This window comes from Puniceibacterium antarcticum (assembly GCF_002760615.1).
GTDB classification, from domain to species: domain Bacteria; phylum Pseudomonadota; class Alphaproteobacteria; order Rhodobacterales; family Rhodobacteraceae; genus Puniceibacterium; species Puniceibacterium antarcticum.
Window position 1 is genome coordinate 99,671 of the sequence record NZ_AWWI01000021.1, and the last position, 16,426, is coordinate 116,096.

The following is a 16,426-nucleotide window of genomic DNA, read 5'->3' on the forward strand; positions in this document are numbered from 1 at the left end:
CTGAATTTCCGGCAATAAGCCTCAAGGTCAAAGAGTAGCAAGGGAGGTGGGTATGGATCGCCTGACAGAGATGGAGGCCTTTGCCATGGTCATCGACCAGGGCGGCTTCACGGATGCGGCCAAAAGGATGGGTATCTCTAAATCTGCCGTGTCCAAACATGTGTCTTCGCTTGAGGCCCGTCTGGGGGCGCGGTTGATCAACCGAACGACACGTCGTGTGAGCCCCACCGAGATTGGCTTGGCCTATTATGACCGGGCACGCAGGGTGCTGAATGATGCCGGAGAGGCGGATGCGCTTGTCACCGCAATGCAGTCGGGGCCATCGGGTCTGTTGCGGATATCGGTGGCAACTGATTTCGGGGTGAACCATCTGGGCCCTGTGCTGAACGACTTCCTGATGCAATTTCCTGATGTCAGCGTGAATATGGAGCTGAGCAATCGCTATGTCGAACTGATCTCTGAGGGGTTCGATCTGGCCGTGCGGATCGGAGAGACGCATGACACGTCGCTTCGGTCCCGCAAGCTGACTGAAACGACAAAGCGGATGATCGCATCGCCGGCTTACTTTCAGAAATTCGGACGCCCGCAAAAGATCGATGATCTGAATACGCACAAGCTGCTGCACTATTCCGGTCAGGCCAGCGATGCCGTCTGGAACGTGACGGCGCCATCGGGGGAACGGCGGCAGGTGCGCACGTCGGGATGGCTTTCGGTAAACGACGGGCATTCTCTGTTGAACGCCTGCATTGCGGGCCTTGGGATCGCCTATCTGCCGTCCTTTCTTTATGCTGAAGCCATGGAACAGGGGTTGGTAGAGGATGCGATTCCCGATCTGCCCGCTAATACGCAAGCCATCTATGCCGTTTCTCCGCAGGGGCGTTTCACCCAACCCAAGGTGCGCGCCTTTGTAGATTTTCTTGTCCAGACCTTTTCAGGGAAAGTCCCTGTCGACGGATAGGCCCCGTGCTGCCTTCTGGTATCGTTGGATTGCCTTGGGCGGGCTGCAGGCCTAAACTCCCACGATGCGTGTGATCGAAAATATCATCAGCGACCGGGGGTCTAAATACGCCGTTTCGGGCGCGCCCTGCGGATCCGAGGATGAGGCAAAGGCGCTGATCAAGGAACTGATGCACCGCAAGAAATTTGCCAAGGCGACACATCATTCCTGGGGGCTGATCGCCGATGGGGTGCCAATCAAGAATGATGATGGCGAAAGCGGCGCCGGCATGGTGATCCTGCGGATGCTGGAACGTGAACAGCTGCAGGATCACCTTTTGATCGTGACGCGCTGGTACGGCGGCAAGCATCTGGGCGGCGACAGGTTCCGCCACGTGCAAGAGTCCGTCAGGATCTATCTCGCGGATCTGCGCGGTTGAGCGCGACGACTTTCAGGCGTCGGGAAGCAACACAGCCTCGATCCGCCGGTTTTCCAGCCGCCCTTCCTGGGTAAGATTCGTGGAGATCGGGGAAAGATAGCCAACCCCCTCTGCGGAAAGGCGACTGGCCGCGATGTCGTAGCGTTTGCGCAGATAACTCACTGCAGCCAAGGCACGCTGGCGCGACAGGGCAATGTTGGTTTCAAGCGATCCTGTGGCGTCCGTATGCCCGACAAAGATGATCCGCGCTGCGGGTTTTGCCTGCAGATAGGCCGCAAGCGTGTCGAGTGAGGCAATGTCACCATCGCTCAGATCTGACACACCGCTGGAAAACTGCAGATCGCGCAATACGACATGACCGACGGATTCTAGTTGCTTGGACAGCGCATCTGAGGGGCCATCCGGCACTGGCAGCGCCGTGGGGGCGCGTTCCAGCGGAGCTGCAGCCGTTCCTGCGCGGATGATCTGGATGAAACCGGCGGCAGAACTTCGGCTGACCAGCAGGCTGACAGCGTCCCCATCCGGCGCGCGGGCCGACAGAAAGCGAAAATCGGTCAGATCGACATACATCTCTGGGCCAGGCAGCACCTCGGTATTGAAGCGGAAATCGAAACTGCCACAGCCCTGTGCGCCGCAGTCGAGCGCGATCTTGTATCCTGCTTCGGTGATCTGATCGCGCAGTCCAGCCATGACTTGCTGTGTCGTCGCGCCCTGTCCATCGACACGCCATGCCTGCCGTGTGATTGGGCCTTCGATGCGCAGGCTCGGCAGACCTTCTGCCGTCCAAGGGCCAAGAGGAAGGCGGTAGCTGCCGGCATCGGTTGTGGTTTCGGCGACCATGCGAGCCCCCAGCGGCAGCGACAGGTCAATCGCCAGCGCCGGCCCTGTGATGAGGCACAGCAGCATCACAGCCGCCGAACGAATGGCTTTAGCGCGCCTGTGCGTGGTATTCGTCATTCGGCCGCATATCCGTGGCAGAAGCCACGCGGTTGGTCATGTTGAAGAACGCCGCCACATTGGCAATGTCCCAGATTCCCCGGTCGTTGAATCCAACGTCGCGCAGAGCCTGCCGGTCTGCCTCGGTGATTTCGGCGCTGGCGCGGGTCATCTTTTCGGCAAAGGTCAGCATGGCGAGCTGACTGGGTTCCAGCTGTGCGGCCCGCCAGTTCATCACCAGCATTTCGCCCAGTTTCGGATTTCCTGACAGCTGGCGCACGGCGGCCCCATGAGCGGTCAGGCAGTAGAAACACTTATTCACGGAAGACACGACAACAGCAATCATCTCGCGCTCAAGCTTGCTGAGGACCGATTCGGACAGCATGAGATCGTTGTACATTGCGATGAAGGCATTCAGTTTGTCGATATCCGACGCATAGGCCTGCAGCACGTTGGGGATCATCCCAAGCTTTTCCATGCAGACCTTGAAGTACTTCTGGGTCGCTTCGGGCAGCGGGTCGATCATCGGCAGGTCGAGTGCTGTCGGTTGTTTCAAAGTCACTTTTGCATATCCTCCGCTTTGATACGGTAATGATACTGTCCCACAACCCCCATCCCAAGGGAAGCGTAGAGGCCGTTCGCGCCAGTATTCGCCTGCGTGCAGAGGACGGCCATATGTGTGCCGCCCTGTTCTTGCGCCCAGAATGCAGCGCAGCGCATCATCCACTTTCCCAGACCCTTGCTGCGGTGTTCTTTCAGGATCTCAAGCGCGTGAACCATCGCGATTCCAGTGTGCAGCGCGCAATATCCCGTGCCGGCAGATTTGTCATCGGTCCGCCCAAAAAGCCCGGTCTTTAGGCCTTGCGCGCGCTCCATCACTGCAATGCGTTCGGGACCAATGCCGCCCCGCGCCCAGATCTCGCGCATGATCGCCAGCGGTTCCCAGATGGCAAAGGCGGTCACGCGCGGGATGGGTGTCTCTGTCAGCTGCGAGAGTGGGCAAAGCCAGATATTGACCGGATCGATGACCTTATACCCCCGCGCGGCAAGAGCGGTGTCCAGAGCATCTTCGCCTGGGTGAATCATGAACAGCGGCGTCTTGCCCCGCAGGGTCATGGCCTCTTCTGCTGCGGCAAGGTCCGCGTCGGTCCAGCCTTCTGCCACAGTTGCGGCCGAAACCCGTTTGCCGCCCCCTGCGCCGTCGCGCAGGATCACGCTGCCCTGTTCGGTGCGGCCAGCGGGCGGCCAGGTGGCCTCGGTCACTGCATAAAGATCCTGCAGCGTCGGCATCATGCGGGGAACAGCCCAGAGAGTTTGGTCATGGCAGCATTCAGGCGGGCGCTGTCGCTCCCGCGGATGACGATGTTTGCGCCGTACACGCCGTCCTTTTGATAGGGATAGGAGCCTATCTGCAAATCATCGAATTCCTGCGCCAGTTCCCCAAGCGGTCCTGCAATATCACCTTCGCCGCGCTGGATGCGCAGGGTTTGCGACAGCAGCGGCGCGCCGCCGGTCAGGGCGGGCAGGACGCTGGCGACCATCGCCTGAAACACTGATGGCACTCCAGCCATCACATGCACATTGCCAAGGGTGAAGCCCGGCGCTACCGAAACCGGATTGTCGATCAGCGTGGCCCCATCAGGGATGCGAGCCATGCGCAGGCGAGCGGTGTTCAGCTCGGATCCCTGCCGGTCATAATGCGCCTGAAGCAGGGCGCGTGCATCGTCGCGCACGTCGATAGACACGCCAAAGGCCGCTGCGATGGCATCGGCGGTGATATCGTCATGGGTCGGGCCGATCCCGCCCGAGGTGATCACCGTGTCATAATCCGCGCGCAGGGCGTTCACCGCATCGACAATTGCAGAGGTTTTGTCCGACACGATTCGGACCTCTTGCAGATCTATGCCTGTCTTGGTCAGCTCTCCGGAAAGGAAATGCATGTTTGCATCGCGGGTGCGGCCCGAGAGGATCTCGTCTCCGATCACCAGCATAGCGGCGGTGGGGTTGGGCATCTCGGACTCCTTGCCTTTGTCGTTGGCTCAGGTATAGGCCCGGCCCATGCGGTTTCAAACCCCTCTCATTCCGGCAGTGCTGATCCGCCGCTACAAACGCTTTCTGGCCGATGTGCGTCTGCCCGACGGCCAGGATGTGACAGCCCATTGCCCCAATCCAGGCTCCATGATGGGCATGGCCGCGCCGGGTTTGCGCGTCTGGCTGGAACCCAATGACGATCCGAAGAAAAAGCTGAAATATGGTCTGCGGCTGGTCGAGGTCAACGGCGTGCTGATCAGCGTTGATACCGGGGCTGCCAACCGCGTGTTGCGCGCTGCACTTGAGACGGGCAAGGTCGCGGGGCTTCAGGGTTATGATCGGGTGTTTCCCGAACAGAAATACGGCACCGGCAGCCGGATTGATTTCCTTTTGCAGGGGGGCGGGCGTCGCGACACCTATGTCGAGGTGAAATCGGTGACCCTGTCCCGACATCCGGGGCTGGCCGAATTCCCCGACAGCGTGACAGCACGCGGCACCAAGCACCTTGGCGAACTGGCCAGGATGGTGGCACAGGGGCATCGCGCGGTTCTTATCTATCTGGTGCAGCGCACCGATTGTACACGCGTTGCGGTGGCTGCTGATATCGACCCGACCTATGCCGCGGCGTTCCTCACGGCGCAGGCTGCCGGTGTCGAAATACTCTGCCTGTCCTGCGCCATTTCTGCCGAATCCATTACGGTCGACAGGGCACTGCCCTATGAAACAGCGGGCCTTTAGGGAGGCTTTTGCCGACCAAGTCCAAAGCCATTTTATAGCGCGGCCTAAGTCGTGAATGCCGCGACGGATTGGGGGCACTGGAACTTCCCCGAAAGCTGGACTAAGTAGCATAAAACACAAGAGACGGAGCCGCAGGCCGTGAATGAAGACACGCGAGGGCGTCTGACCCGAGACGGTATACGCATTTATGATCGATCCGATTTCGCCGGCATGCACAAAGCCGGCGCACTGGCTGCGCGCATTCTGGATGACGTGGCACCTATGATCGACGTTGGTGTAAGCACTGGCGATATCGACGCCTTTATCCAGAAGCAGGTCGAGGATGCCAGTGCCATATCGGCCACGATCGGCTACAAGGGCTACAAGCACGCCAGCTGCATCAGCATAAACCATGTCGTCTGCCACGGCATCCCGAGTGAGAAAAAGCTCAAGGATGGGGACATTCTGAACATCGACGTCACGGTGATAGTGGATGGCTGGTTCGGCGATACAAGCCGGATGTACGTGGCAGGCAAGCTGGCCCGCAAGGCCGAACGGCTGATCCAGATCACCTATGACAGCCTGATGAAGGGCATTGAGGCCGTAAAGCCGGGCAACACCTTCGGGGATATCGGCCACGCAATCCAGTCCTTTGTCGAAGTCAACCGCATGTCCGTCGTGCGTGATTTCTGCGGTCACGGGCTGGGGCGGGTGTTCCACGCCCCGCCGAACGTGCTGCACTATGGTCGCGCTGGGACCGGGCCGGTGCTGGAAGAAGGCATGCTGTTTACAATCGAGCCTATGGTGAATCTGGGTCGTCCGGAAACCAAGGTTCTGGCCGATGACTGGACCGCCGTGACCCGCGACAAATCCCTGTCGGCGCAGTTTGAACATTCGGTCGGCGTGACCTCAGACGGGGTCGAGATATTCACCCACTCACCCGGCGGGAGCTTTCACCCGACCTACTGAACCGCGCGCACGGTGATCCGGCGCTCTGCCCCGGATCATCCGTTTCAGCTGTCAGTCAAAACGCCAGAGCGCCGGGATAAAGCGATAGCTTTGCCCGTCCCTCATCACATTGCCAATTCCCGGAAACGGAAAGTGATATCCCAGAACCGCGATGCGGTCTGTGGCGGCCATGTCCAGAAGGCGGCGGCGCGTGGTAACGGTCTGAGCAGCATCCATATCCGCTTCATTGACCCAGTCCGGATGGGCAAAATCAAGGTAAGGGTTTGTCATCGCATCGCCCAGCACGATCAGCTGTTCGCCGTCGCTTTCTACCACCACAGACATGTGCCCGGGTGTATGGCCCGGCGTCGGGATCACGCGAATGCCGGGAGCGACCTCTTGATCCGGGTTTAGAAGTGTCCAGTCGGCACCTGACACCGTAATCGAGTTCTGCGCCCCCAGGACAAATTGCTGCAGTTCGGGCGGGACCCGCGTGACCAGATCGTCCTGCATCCAGAAGGCACGTTCGGTCGCTCCGATGAAGTAGGGAATATCCGGCAGTATTGCTTCGTCAAAGCCGTCACGAATGCCCCAGATGTGATCTGGATGCGCATGTGTGATGATCACATGCGTGATCGACGCAGGATCAATGCCAGCCTCTGCCATGTTTGCCATCAGCCGCCCAGTGGTTGGAAGGAAACGATCGCCAGAGCCGACGTCTATCAGGATGCGCGCGTCGCCGCTGTCGATCACCACGTGGTTGGTATGGGAATAGCCGCCGTCCTGCGGCAGGAAATGTTCGTACATAAACCTAACCCGCAGGTCTGGATCGGCGTTGATGGCAATGGTCTCGGTCGGGCGGCGGAAAAAACCGTCGGACAGAATGGTCAGGCCGATCTGGCCCAAGGAGAAATTTACGTGGCTGGGGTTGGAAAAACCTACAGGTCCGAAATCCGAGGATGCCGCAGCGCGGGCTGGTAAATGCAAGGCTGGAAGCGCTGCAGAAATTTTTATGAAATCACGGCGGTTTGGCTGGAATAGTCGCATGTGCCCTCACATCATTCACCCGTTCAAATGTAAGGTTAGGACCCATTCCAGCCCTGCGCCAGTGTTTACAGCCGTGTAGAGATCAGGCCGTTACATGAGCGTGCTGCCCACTACGATGAGGGCGGCGATCACTAGGGCGATTAAAGCCAGACCGGAAAACCAAAATCGATTATAGAAAGGAGTCGGCTGATAACAATCGCCGCAAATTCTGCGGCCAAACCGCAGATTATGGTCGCAGTAGTTGCAGTGGAATATTCTAACGCTGGACTGACTTTTGTGTGAATGTTCGTTCATGATCTTCTAACATCTCCGAAACTTTGTCCGCAGAGGCAGTTTGACGTGCATAGACGTGAGGGCATTTTCAGAAAAAGATGCAGGCTCACCCCAAATGAGAACGTCCAAACCAAAAAGGACGCCTCTGGATAAAAGCATTCTATCACGCTCCACGCAAAACGCGGGGCATCAAATAAGTAAACCAACGGCAGTCAAAAAGACTGCAAAATTATCTTTTTTGCTAATCCACCAAATCTTTTGCATTGTCCAACGGATCGTACTGCGGATACGAGGCCGTTCAGGAATCATTAACACGACGGTTTACCTACGACAAGTGAACCATGAAGTTTTGTAGTCCATTCGGATTTTTGCCGAAATATTTTGCATTTTTTGCGCAATATCTTTGCGACCTGCAGAAACTGCTTCTGCTGAGACCACCCTTTTGAAAGCGAGATGAATGTCGTACCGCTTCCAAATCATCTGCCTCGACTATCGGGGGGGGCGGTCATCAGGGTGACATGCGTGTCGCCATACCGCTTGTTTTCGAGCAGGTTAAACCCGGGCAGCGGGTTTTGGGGGGCGTTCTCCTCCCAGACTATCAGTGCTTCGGGGGCGATCCATCCTGCGGCAGCGGCGGTATCCAGTGCGCGTGCCCCAAGGTCCTTACCATAGGGCGGGTCAAGAAAGACAAGTGTCGCCGGGCTGTCGTCTGATTGAGGCAGGCGGCTGGCGTCGCGATTGAAAATGCGACAGTGTTCGGCGACCCCCAGAAGGCGTATGTTCTCTCGCAGCAGCGTATTCGCCGTGCGCCCGTCGTCGACAAAGATTGCGCGGGCTGCTCCGCGTGACAGTGCCTCGAACCCCAGCGCCCCGGTTCCGGCAAAGAGGTCAAGCACCACGGCATCCTCGAACGGATCTCCGAACCGCCCGCCCGCCAGCATGTTGAACAGGCTTTCGCGGACGCGATCGGTGGTCGGGCGCAGATGCGCACTTGGATCCCCCTTTCCCACAGCCGCAAGGGCGCGCCCACGAAGCGTTCCGGCGATGATTCTCATATCTTTAGAAGATCCTTTAGGTCAGCGTCCGAGTCGGTGATGGCCGACGGCGCAGGGGATTTGCCCGCCTCAATCAGCCGCTTTCCCACCATATAGGCGCGAGGATCGTTCATCGCGTCGAGCGCGAGAAGTGTTTCGCCACGGTAGTACCAAAACGATACCACTCCGCCGGCATGAGAACCGCTTGCGCCGTCGGCGGCCCTTCGGGTGACGATGGTGTCATAGCCGCTATTCAGTCCGGCGATTTGCAGCTTGACATCGAACTGATCTGACCAGAACCACGGTTTTGCTTTGTAAGGGGTGTTCGCACCCATGATGTTGTCTGCCACACATTCCGCCTGATCAATGGCATTACCGACGCTTTCCAGCCGGATGCGCGTGCCCTTCCACGGGAAAGAGGCACAGTCGCCCGCCGCCCAGATCGCCGGGTCAGAGGTACGTCCAAAATTATCGGTCTTGATGCCGTTTTCCAACGTGATGCCTGCCTTTTCGGCAAGGTCGGTCTCTGGCGTGATACCCACCCCAACGATCACAAAATCGGCCTGAAGCTGATCTCCGTTGGTCAGCTCTGCGCCGCTCACATGCCCCTCGCCCAAAAGCCGTTTAAGGCCGACGCCTTCGCGCAGGTTGACGCCATGCTTGCGGTGCAGGGCACGGAAGTATTCTGAGGTTTCGGCCGAGGCGACGCGCTGCAAGATGCGGTCCCCCATCTCGATCAGCGTGACGTCAAGCCCCAGCTTGCGCGCGACCGCCGAAGCCTCGAGCCCAATATATCCGCCCCCGACGATCAGGACCCTTGCACCCTTGGTAAAGCGCGGCGCCATGCTGTCGACATCCGCAAGGGTGCGCACAGTGAACACGCCGTCAAGCTTGCCGCCGATGGCCGCAGGCAAGTGGCGCGGGGTCGATCCGGTGGTCAGGGCCAGATGATCGTAATTCAAGACCGCTCCGTCGGGCAGCGTGACGGTCCTGGCTGCGGTGTCGATGCAGGCCGCCCGCGCACCTGTGCGCAGATCGATGTTCTGATCGCTGTAATAGCTGGCCGGGCGCAGGTAGAGCCGTTCCTGCTCCATCTCGCCCAGCAGATAGGCCTTGGACAGAGGCGGGCGCTGATAGGGGGGCACGGGTTCGTCGCCAACCAAAGTGATCTGACCGTCAAAGCCCTGCTTGCGCAGACGGGCCACCAATGCCGATCCGGCCTGCCCGGCGCCGATCACCACGACTTTGCTCATCTGTGTCCCCTTTTGGTCTGCGTTTTGCTGATTGGTCATTGCTGGGCGCACCCTATATGCGCAGGGTGACGAAACGCAATTCAGGGGATTCATGACATGACAATTTCGACAGGGGATAAACTGCCCGCCGCGACGCTGGTGCAGATGGGAGATTCCGGGCCCGAAGCGGTTGATCTGGCCGCCAAGCTCGCAGGCCGCAAGATTGTCATCTTTGCGGTACCGGGGGCCTTCACCCCGACCTGCCATTCGGCACATGTGCCAAGCTTTATCCGCACCAAGGACGAGTTCGCTGCCAAGGGTGTGGATGAAATCATCTGCATCTCGGTCAACGATCCCTTCGTGATGAAGGCCTGGGGCGAGGCGACCGGTGCCACCGCAGCCGGAATCACCATGCTGTCCGACGCGGCGAGCGAGTTCACCGACGCCATCGACATGGCCTTTGATGCGCCGCCCGCCGGTCTGATCAAGCGCTCCAAGCGCTATGCGATGCTGGTCGAAGACGGTGTTGTGACGCAGTTCATGCCCGAGGAAAGCCCCGGTACCTGCGAAATCTCTGGCGGTGAATCGCTGCTGGCAGCGCTCTGATCTGATATGCGAGGAGGCCTTGAAAGGCCTCCTCGTCGCGGCTCACAAGGTATCGAGCTTGCGGGCCATCTTGGCATCCAGGGACGAGACGCCGCCCACATCATGGGTGGTCAGCGTCACCTCTACAGTCTTATAGACGTTGGACCATTCCGGGTGGTGATCCCATTTTTCCGCCCAAAGCGCAGCACTGGTCATCCAGCTGAAGGCCTCGACAAAATTGCTGAATTCATAGGTCTTGTGGATCGCATCGCGTCCCTCGACCATGGCCCAGCCGCTGTCGAACAGCGGTTGCAGGACAGTCTCTCGGGCTGTGTCTGACAGAAGTTCGGTCATTGGCGTTCCTCTCTTTGGTCCTTTCTGAACGGCCCGTAGGCCGTCAGAATTTCGATATCTTCGCTGACGGCGGCGGACTCGGCCTTCAGGTACTCTGAAACGGCCTTGGCAAAGCCGGAGTTCCCAATCCAGTGCAGCGAATGAGTCGGCACGGGCAGATATCCGCGCGCCAGCTTGTGTTCGCCTTGCGCCCCGGCCTCGACCCGGGCAAGCCCGTGGGCAATGGCAAAGTCGATGGCCTGATAATAACACGCCTCGAAATGCAGGCAGGGGTGATCTTCGACACAGCCCCAGTAGCGACCATACAGCGTCTCGCGCCCGATGAAGTTCAGCGCGCCGGCAACATATTCGCCATCGCGCGACGCCATCACCAGCAGGATATCATCGCGCAGGGTTTCTTGGGCCACGTCAAAGAAGGCGCGGGTCAGATAGGGACTGCCCCATTTGCGCGCGCCGGTGTCCTGATAGAAGATCCAGAAGGCATCCCAATGTTCGGGCTGGATCTGATCGCCGGTCAGGATTTCAATGTCGCCACCAAAGGCCTGCGCCCGCTCACGTTCCTTTCGGATCGTCTTGCGCTTGCGCGAACTGAGCGAGGTCAGGAAATCGGCAAAGGTGTCATAACCTTCGTTGACCCAGTGGAATTGCTGCGTTGTGCGCGACATCAGGCCCATCTTGCCGCCCGCAATCGCTTCGGCCTCTGTGCAAAATGTCGCGTGGAGCGACGACAGTTCGTTCTCAGCGGCGAACTGAACTGCTCCCTGGACAAGGGCGGACATGCCGACGGCCTCGTATCCCGGCTTGGTCAGGAACCGCCGACCGCTGGCAGGCGTAAAGGGCACGGCGATCTGCAGCTTGGGGTAATATTGCCCGCCCGCACGCTGAAAGGCGTCAGCCCAGTTGTGGTCAAAGATGTATTCGCCCTGACTGTGGCTCTTGGCGTAAAGCGGCGCGGCTGCAATTGTCTTGCCGTCCATTTCGGCGAGCAGATAGCGCGGATCCCAGCCCGTGCCGGGGCCGACGGATCCCGATTCTTCGAGCGCCAGCAGAAACCGATGTGTGGTGAACGGATCATTCGGCCGTCCCCCATCCGCAGCTTCGGGGCAGGCGCAGGCATCCCAGTCTGCGGCGTCAATCTGGCGCAACGATGTCAGAACGTTGATGGCGATGGTCTGGCTTGGGCTCTGCTCGATCATGGGCGTCCCCTTCTTGTCCCTCTATCTGTGCCTTTGCGTCGAGGGTTCAAGCTGTGTAGCCCTCGAAGGTCACATTATCAGCGACTTTGCGCGCTGCGGCTTCTGCCTCAATCGACCGTATGGTCCAGCACAGAATCACAGCCCCCAGTTTTTTCAGCACCGCCACACGCGGGCTGGCCAGATCTTTGGCCTCGTGACTGATGAAACTGGCGCCGACACGGTCATAATCCGGGATGTCGCGCAGCGCAGCGCGGATTGCGGCGGGAATGGTCGGCCAGTCGTCATCGGTATAATCACAGGTGATCAGGCCGCGCGGCACATCCGGTGCAAGCTCTGCCATTTTAGCCACGCTGTGCGGGTTAAAGGACATCACGGCGACGGGACCCGAGTACGCGGCCAGATCCTGGGCGGCCACCTTTTCCAGTGCCCCGACCATGGGGCCAAGCGCGCCATCCTGATCCTTGATCTCGATCAGCAGCGGCACCTTCCCGGCGACAAGGGCGAGGATGTCGCGCAGTGTCGGAATGCCCTCTTGGTCACCTTTCAGCGGGATTTGCGACAGCGCCTGTGCTGTGCGCCGCTGGAGCGGGCCGGTCTCTGCTGTCAGCCGCCCGAGATCGTAGTCGTGAAACACCATGGCCGTACCATCTGCAGACAGCTGCAGGTCAATCTCGATCCCGTAGCCCGCCGTGACAGCGCGCCTTACGGCAGAGCGTGAATTTTCGGGCGCACCCGCCCCGTGAAGGGCGCGGTGCGCAATGGGCCGTGACAGGAAGGCATCTAGAAGTGCAGTCATTCGATTTCGAAAATGCCTTCGATTTCGACAGCCACGCCCAGCGGGAGGCTGGCTGCGGACACGGCAGAGCGTGCGTGACGGCCGGCATCGCCGAGGATTTCGACAAAGGTGTCCGAGGCGCCGTTGATCACCTTGGGCTGGTCAGTGAAAGAGGAGGTGGAATTAACGAAGCCGGTCAGTTTCACTACCCGCTTGAGGCGGCTCAGATCCCCGTCCAGCGCCTCCTTGACCTGTGCCAGCAGGCTGAGCGCGCATGCCTTGGCGGCCGCCGCGCCGTCTTCGACCGCCATGCCATCACCGAGTTTGCCCATGATCAGCCCGCCTGGTCCGTTCGAGATCTGGCCCGAGACGTAGAGCATCTTGCCGCTCAGCACGAAGGGCACGTAATTGGCGGCGGGTGCCGGGGCGGAGGGGAGTGTCAGGCCAAGTTCGGCCAGGCGGGCGTCGATGGGATTGGTCATGTGCGGCCTTTCAGATGTCTGTTTCGCGCGCAGGCTAGGCGAGGTCGCGGGAATTGAAAAGGCCAACAAAGGGTCGTTTCTGTGACGGTTTTGACGAACGCGCCTGCAAAAGCCTGCGGACAGCTTTGCGCCGCATTCAGGTTTCGCGAAAAGCCTTGGCGAAATAATCCATGAAGGGTTTCAGCAGATAGGCCAGCGCCGTGCGGTCCGTGGTGCGGATATACGCCTGGACCGGCATGCCGGGGATCAGTGTACTGCCCTTCGGCAACCGGTCGATCTCGCCCTCCGACAGCACAATTTCGGCGCGGTAATAGCTCACATTCGAGTTTTCGTTCTGAAAGGCATCCGCTGATATCTTGAACACACTCCCGAACAGTTCCGGTGTCTGGCGCTGGTTCAGAGCTGGAAATTTCAGCGCAACCTCTTGGTTGAGAAACAGCTGGTCGATGTCGATCGGCAGCACCTGGGCTGTAATGATCAGGGGGCGGTCCTGTGGTACCAGATACATCAGCGCATCTGCCGCACGGATCACGGACCTAGGCGCAAAGACGCGCAGGCCATAGACGACCCCAGCGACCGGCGCGGTGATCTCCATATGGCCCAGCCTTTCGCGCAGGGCGTGGCGCCGCTCGGCCAGTTCGCGTTCGCTCGATTGCGAATCGCGCAGGGTCGTGATCGCCTCTTCGCGGCGCTGAGTGTCTAACTGGAGGATCTGGATGTCGATTTCCGTGCTGCGCCCTTCGGCCTGCGCCTTCTGCGCCTTCAGGTCACCAACACTGCCAGAGAGGCTTGCCTCTTCGCGCTGCAGGCTCAGCACGCGGCTGGCCTGGGCCAGCCCCTTGTCAAGAAGGGACTGCTGATCACTCAGCTCTTTCTCGATCAGCTCAAGCTGACGCAGCAGCGCGACTTGCTGTGCGTCGATCCCGACGATCTGATCGCCGATCTGGTCCCGGCGTTTTGAAAGTTGTTCGATCTCGCGGTTGATCGAATTGCGCCGTGCGGCAAACAGGTTCCGCTGGCCTTCGACAAGCTCGGCAACATCGGCGTCGATGACGGCGCGGGCCAGAAGATCGGCATCAAAGGTGACGTCGTCGCGTCCGTCGCGTTCCGCATGCAGGCGTGCGCGGCGGGCCACCAGTTCGAAATACTGTCCTTCGACAATGGTCAGTTCAGATTGGATCTGGTTGGCATCCAGCCGGATCAGCGGGGCGCCGATCTCGACCGCATCCCCTTCATCGACAAGGATTTCGGCAACGACACCGCCGTCCGGATGCTGGATCACCTGCCGGTTCTGATCAACCTCGATCTGACCAGTGGCGATGATTGCCCCGGATATATTGGTTGTGCCCGCCCAGACACCAAAGCCGCCGATCAGTACGATCAGTGCAAACACGCCGATTAGAAGCGGCCTGCGCAGCGGAAAATCCTTGTCGGTAGCGGCGCTCATCTCATCCCTCCCGGGCCGACGGCGCCGGTGATGTTCTGATGGTTCTGCACTTTCTGTTTCAGGACCTCATCCTTTGGGCCGAATGCCACGCTGCTGCCGCCTTCGAGCACCAGGAGCAGGTCGCATTCCTTGATCGCAGCCGGGCGGTGGGCCATGATCAACACCGATTTCCCTTCGGATTTCATAATGCGGATGGCCTGATTGACCGCTTCCGATCCTTCGTTGTCGAGATTTGAGTTCGGTTCGTCCAGAACCAGAATCATCGGATCACCATACATTGCGCGGGCCAGACCGATCCGTTGCATCTGTCCGCCTGACAGGCGTCCGCCTGTGGCCGTCACACGGGTATCATACCCATCCGGCAACTTCAGGATCATGTCATGGGCGGCCGCCTTTTTTGCCGCTTCTACCACCATGGCGGCGTCCGGCGATGCCGAAAGCCGGCCAATGTTTTCGGCGATAGTGCCGTCGAAAAGCGTGACGCGCTGCGGCAGATACCCGATATAGCGTCCCAGTACATCCGGGCCGTATTGTTCAATCGACGCGCCATCCAGACGAATTTTCCCGCCCGCCGGGCGCCACACGCCTGTCAACGCGCGCGCCAGAGTGGATTTCCCGGCACCGGAGGGTCCGATGACGCCGATGGCCTGACCGGGCAGCAGATTGAAGCTCAGCAAGCGCAGCGCGGCCAGCTGCTCACCCGGTGGCACCACGGTCAGTTGGGTCACATCCAGCTTGGCACGTGGGGTGGGTAGATTGGTGCGCGGCGCCTCCTCGGGAACCTCGCTCAGCAGACGCGCAAGATTGTCCCATCCCTTGCGGGCGCGCTGGATCAGCCCCCACTGACCGATCGCCATTTCGATCGGCGCCAGGGCCCGTCCCATCAGGATTGAACTGGCGATCATGGCACCGCCCGTCACCTCGTTCTGCAGGACCAGATAGGCGCCAAGCCCCAGCATGGCCGACTGCAGAATCATGCGCAGGGTCTTGGTCAGGGTCGAAAAACTGCCCAGAAGATCAGTCGAGGCGATCTGTCCGCGCAAGGACCCATCGCGGGCACTTTTCCAGCGGTGAAAGGCGTTGCCGCGCATGCCCATGGCCAGCACCATTTCGGATTCACCGCGGATCTGGTCCGAGATCTTTTCCGACTGAAAGGTGGCCTGGCTGGATTTGAGCGTGGGATTGCGCGTGACAAGCTGGTTGACCAGGGTGATGACGATCAGCGTCGCGCCGCCGGCCATGGCAAGGTAGCCGAGCCATGGGTGAAACAGGATGATCCCGAACAGGAAAAACGGTGTCCAAGGCAGATCGAACAGGGACAGCAGCACTGGCGATGACATCAGGCGCTGCACCGATTCCAGATCGCGCAGACCAGTGGCCGAGAGTTCGTCCGGCTTGGTTGCGGCGCGCCGCATGACGGCATCAAAAACCCGCAAGTCCAGCCGTGACTGGAACCGCGCGGCAACCCGTCCCATGACGCGGCCCCGCACATAATCCAGAACGCCCATCATAATATAGAGAAACAGCACCACCAGCGAGAGCGCGAGCAGCGTTGCCTCTGACCTCGACCCCAGCACACGGTCGTAGACCTGCAGCATGTAAAGCGATCCGGTCAGCATCAGCATGTTGACGAAAAAGCTGAAGACGCCGACAAACCAGTAATAGGGGCGGCTTGCGCGCCGCGCCGCGCGCAATTCCTCGCGCCCTTTATCCATCTGGTTTGGAGACATCTGAGCTTTCATGCTTTTCGAGTAATGGAGTTGGATGAATTTTCACTGAAAACGTGGCGGTGCGATAGAGCATATCATCACTCGGCCCAGCCAAGTTGTGATTTGTCGAAATGACGCAGCTGGCCAGCAGGCTGCTGACGCAGCTTCACAGCGGACATGCTTTACGCAAATGCGGCGGCTTGCCAGTCCCTTGGCGCATCCTGTTCTGCACCGCGTCGGGGTTTTGCGCCCCGATCAGAGGATGCAAAACCCATTGTCCGGCG

General features: G+C 59.7%; 18 protein-coding genes. 5 read left to right on the forward strand and 13 right to left on the reverse strand.

What is annotated here, in order from left to right; all coding sequences use genetic code 11:
- Window positions 1-52 precede the first annotated feature (52 nt).
- Both P775_RS02355 and P775_RS02360 read left to right on the forward strand, forming a co-directional pair.
- Window positions 53-958 (forward strand): LysR family transcriptional regulator, encoded by a 906-nt coding sequence (locus tag P775_RS02355; protein WP_099909452.1) that lies wholly within the window; start codon window positions 53-55, stop codon window positions 956-958.
- 64 nt (window positions 959-1,022) lie between these two features.
- The gene (locus tag P775_RS02360; RefSeq protein WP_099909453.1) at window positions 1,023-1,376 is read left to right on the forward strand and encodes a YigZ family protein; all 354 of its coding nucleotides are present in this window, start codon (window positions 1,023-1,025) and stop codon (window positions 1,374-1,376) included.
- A 12-nt stretch (window positions 1,377-1,388) separates the two neighbouring features.
- Here the strand turns inward: P775_RS02360 and P775_RS02365 are convergent, their stop codons facing one another.
- The 4 genes from P775_RS02365 to P775_RS02380 are packed head-to-tail and all read right to left on the reverse strand — an operon-like array spanning window position 1,389 to window position 4,324.
- Window positions 1,389-2,333 carry an OmpA family protein gene (locus P775_RS02365; RefSeq protein WP_245875533.1) on the reverse strand — a complete coding sequence of 315 codons (945 nt, stop codon included), beginning with the start codon at window positions 2,331-2,333 and terminating at the stop codon, window positions 1,389-1,391.
- Window positions 2,305-2,838, reverse strand: coding sequence for a peroxidase-related enzyme (locus tag P775_RS02370; RefSeq protein WP_099909495.1), 534 nt, complete (start codon window positions 2,836-2,838; stop codon window positions 2,305-2,307). The genes P775_RS02365 and P775_RS02370 overlap by 29 nt, the downstream gene beginning before the upstream one ends.
- 32 nt (window positions 2,839-2,870) lie before the next feature.
- Window positions 2,871-3,605: a GNAT family N-acetyltransferase gene (locus tag P775_RS02375; RefSeq protein WP_099909455.1), complete on the reverse strand. Its 735-nt coding sequence runs from the start codon at window positions 3,603-3,605 to the stop codon at window positions 2,871-2,873.
- Window positions 3,602-4,324 carry a competence/damage-inducible protein A gene (locus P775_RS02380; protein ID WP_099909456.1) on the reverse strand — a complete coding sequence of 241 codons (723 nt, stop codon included), beginning with the start codon at window positions 4,322-4,324 and terminating at the stop codon, window positions 3,602-3,604. The genes P775_RS02375 and P775_RS02380 overlap by 4 nt, the downstream gene beginning before the upstream one ends.
- A gap of 46 nt (window positions 4,325-4,370) precedes the next feature.
- On the opposite strand from P775_RS02380, the gene sfsA reads away from it, so the two are divergent.
- Window positions 4,371-5,081, forward strand: a complete 711-nt coding sequence (sfsA, locus tag P775_RS02385) for a DNA/RNA nuclease SfsA (protein ID WP_099909457.1) — start codon at window positions 4,371-4,373, stop codon at window positions 5,079-5,081.
- A 138-nt stretch (window positions 5,082-5,219) separates the two neighbouring features.
- Complete coding sequence (map, locus tag P775_RS02390; RefSeq protein WP_099909458.1) at window positions 5,220-6,029, forward strand: type I methionyl aminopeptidase; 810 nt, start codon at window positions 5,220-5,222, stop codon at window positions 6,027-6,029.
- Window positions 6,030-6,080: 51 nt separating this feature from the next.
- Here map and P775_RS02395 read toward each other — a convergent pair whose 3' ends face one another.
- The 3 genes from P775_RS02395 to P775_RS02405 form a co-directional block, all read right to left on the reverse strand.
- The gene (locus P775_RS02395; protein ID WP_342749627.1) at window positions 6,081-6,995 is read right to left on the reverse strand and encodes an MBL fold metallo-hydrolase; all 915 of its coding nucleotides are present in this window, start codon (window positions 6,993-6,995) and stop codon (window positions 6,081-6,083) included.
- 809 nt (window positions 6,996-7,804) lie between these two features.
- Window positions 7,805-8,383, reverse strand: coding sequence for a 16S rRNA (guanine(966)-N(2))-methyltransferase RsmD (gene rsmD / locus P775_RS02400; RefSeq protein ID WP_099909460.1), 579 nt, complete (start codon window positions 8,381-8,383; stop codon window positions 7,805-7,807).
- Complete coding sequence (locus tag P775_RS02405; RefSeq protein WP_099909461.1) at window positions 8,380-9,615, reverse strand: NAD(P)/FAD-dependent oxidoreductase; 1,236 nt, start codon at window positions 9,613-9,615, stop codon at window positions 8,380-8,382. The genes rsmD and P775_RS02405 overlap by 4 nt, the downstream gene beginning before the upstream one ends.
- Before the next feature lie 96 nt (window positions 9,616-9,711).
- Here P775_RS02405 and P775_RS02410 point away from each other — a divergent pair, with 96 nt between their 5' ends.
- Window positions 9,712-10,200, forward strand: a complete 489-nt coding sequence (locus P775_RS02410; RefSeq protein WP_099909462.1) for a peroxiredoxin — start codon at window positions 9,712-9,714, stop codon at window positions 10,198-10,200.
- 42 nt (window positions 10,201-10,242) lie between these two features.
- Here P775_RS02410 and P775_RS02415 read toward each other — a convergent pair whose 3' ends face one another.
- From P775_RS02415 to P775_RS02440, 6 genes are all read right to left on the reverse strand, one after another.
- Entirely contained in the window at window positions 10,243-10,533 is a 291-nt protein-coding gene (locus P775_RS02415) for a 4a-hydroxytetrahydrobiopterin dehydratase (RefSeq protein WP_099909463.1), read from the reverse strand.
- Complete coding sequence (locus P775_RS02420; RefSeq protein ID WP_099909464.1) at window positions 10,530-11,729, reverse strand: GNAT family N-acetyltransferase; 1,200 nt, start codon at window positions 11,727-11,729, stop codon at window positions 10,530-10,532. Before P775_RS02420 ends, P775_RS02415 begins: the two co-directional genes overlap by 4 nt.
- Window positions 11,730-11,775: 46 nt before the next feature.
- Window positions 11,776-12,525 (reverse strand): glycerophosphodiester phosphodiesterase family protein, encoded by a 750-nt coding sequence (locus P775_RS02425; RefSeq protein WP_099909465.1) that lies wholly within the window; start codon window positions 12,523-12,525, stop codon window positions 11,776-11,778.
- On the reverse strand, window positions 12,522-12,986 hold the full coding sequence (locus P775_RS02430; RefSeq protein WP_099909466.1) for a RidA family protein: 465 nt from the start codon (window positions 12,984-12,986) through the stop codon (window positions 12,522-12,524). Before P775_RS02430 ends, P775_RS02425 begins: the two co-directional genes overlap by 4 nt.
- A 136-nt stretch (window positions 12,987-13,122) precedes the next feature.
- Complete coding sequence (locus tag P775_RS02435; RefSeq protein WP_099909467.1) at window positions 13,123-14,433, reverse strand: HlyD family type I secretion periplasmic adaptor subunit; 1,311 nt, start codon at window positions 14,431-14,433, stop codon at window positions 13,123-13,125.
- Window positions 14,430-16,163 (reverse strand): type I secretion system permease/ATPase, encoded by a 1,734-nt coding sequence (locus P775_RS02440; protein WP_099909468.1) that lies wholly within the window; start codon window positions 16,161-16,163, stop codon window positions 14,430-14,432. The genes P775_RS02435 and P775_RS02440 overlap by 4 nt, the downstream gene beginning before the upstream one ends.
- Window positions 16,164-16,426 lie beyond the last annotated feature (263 nt).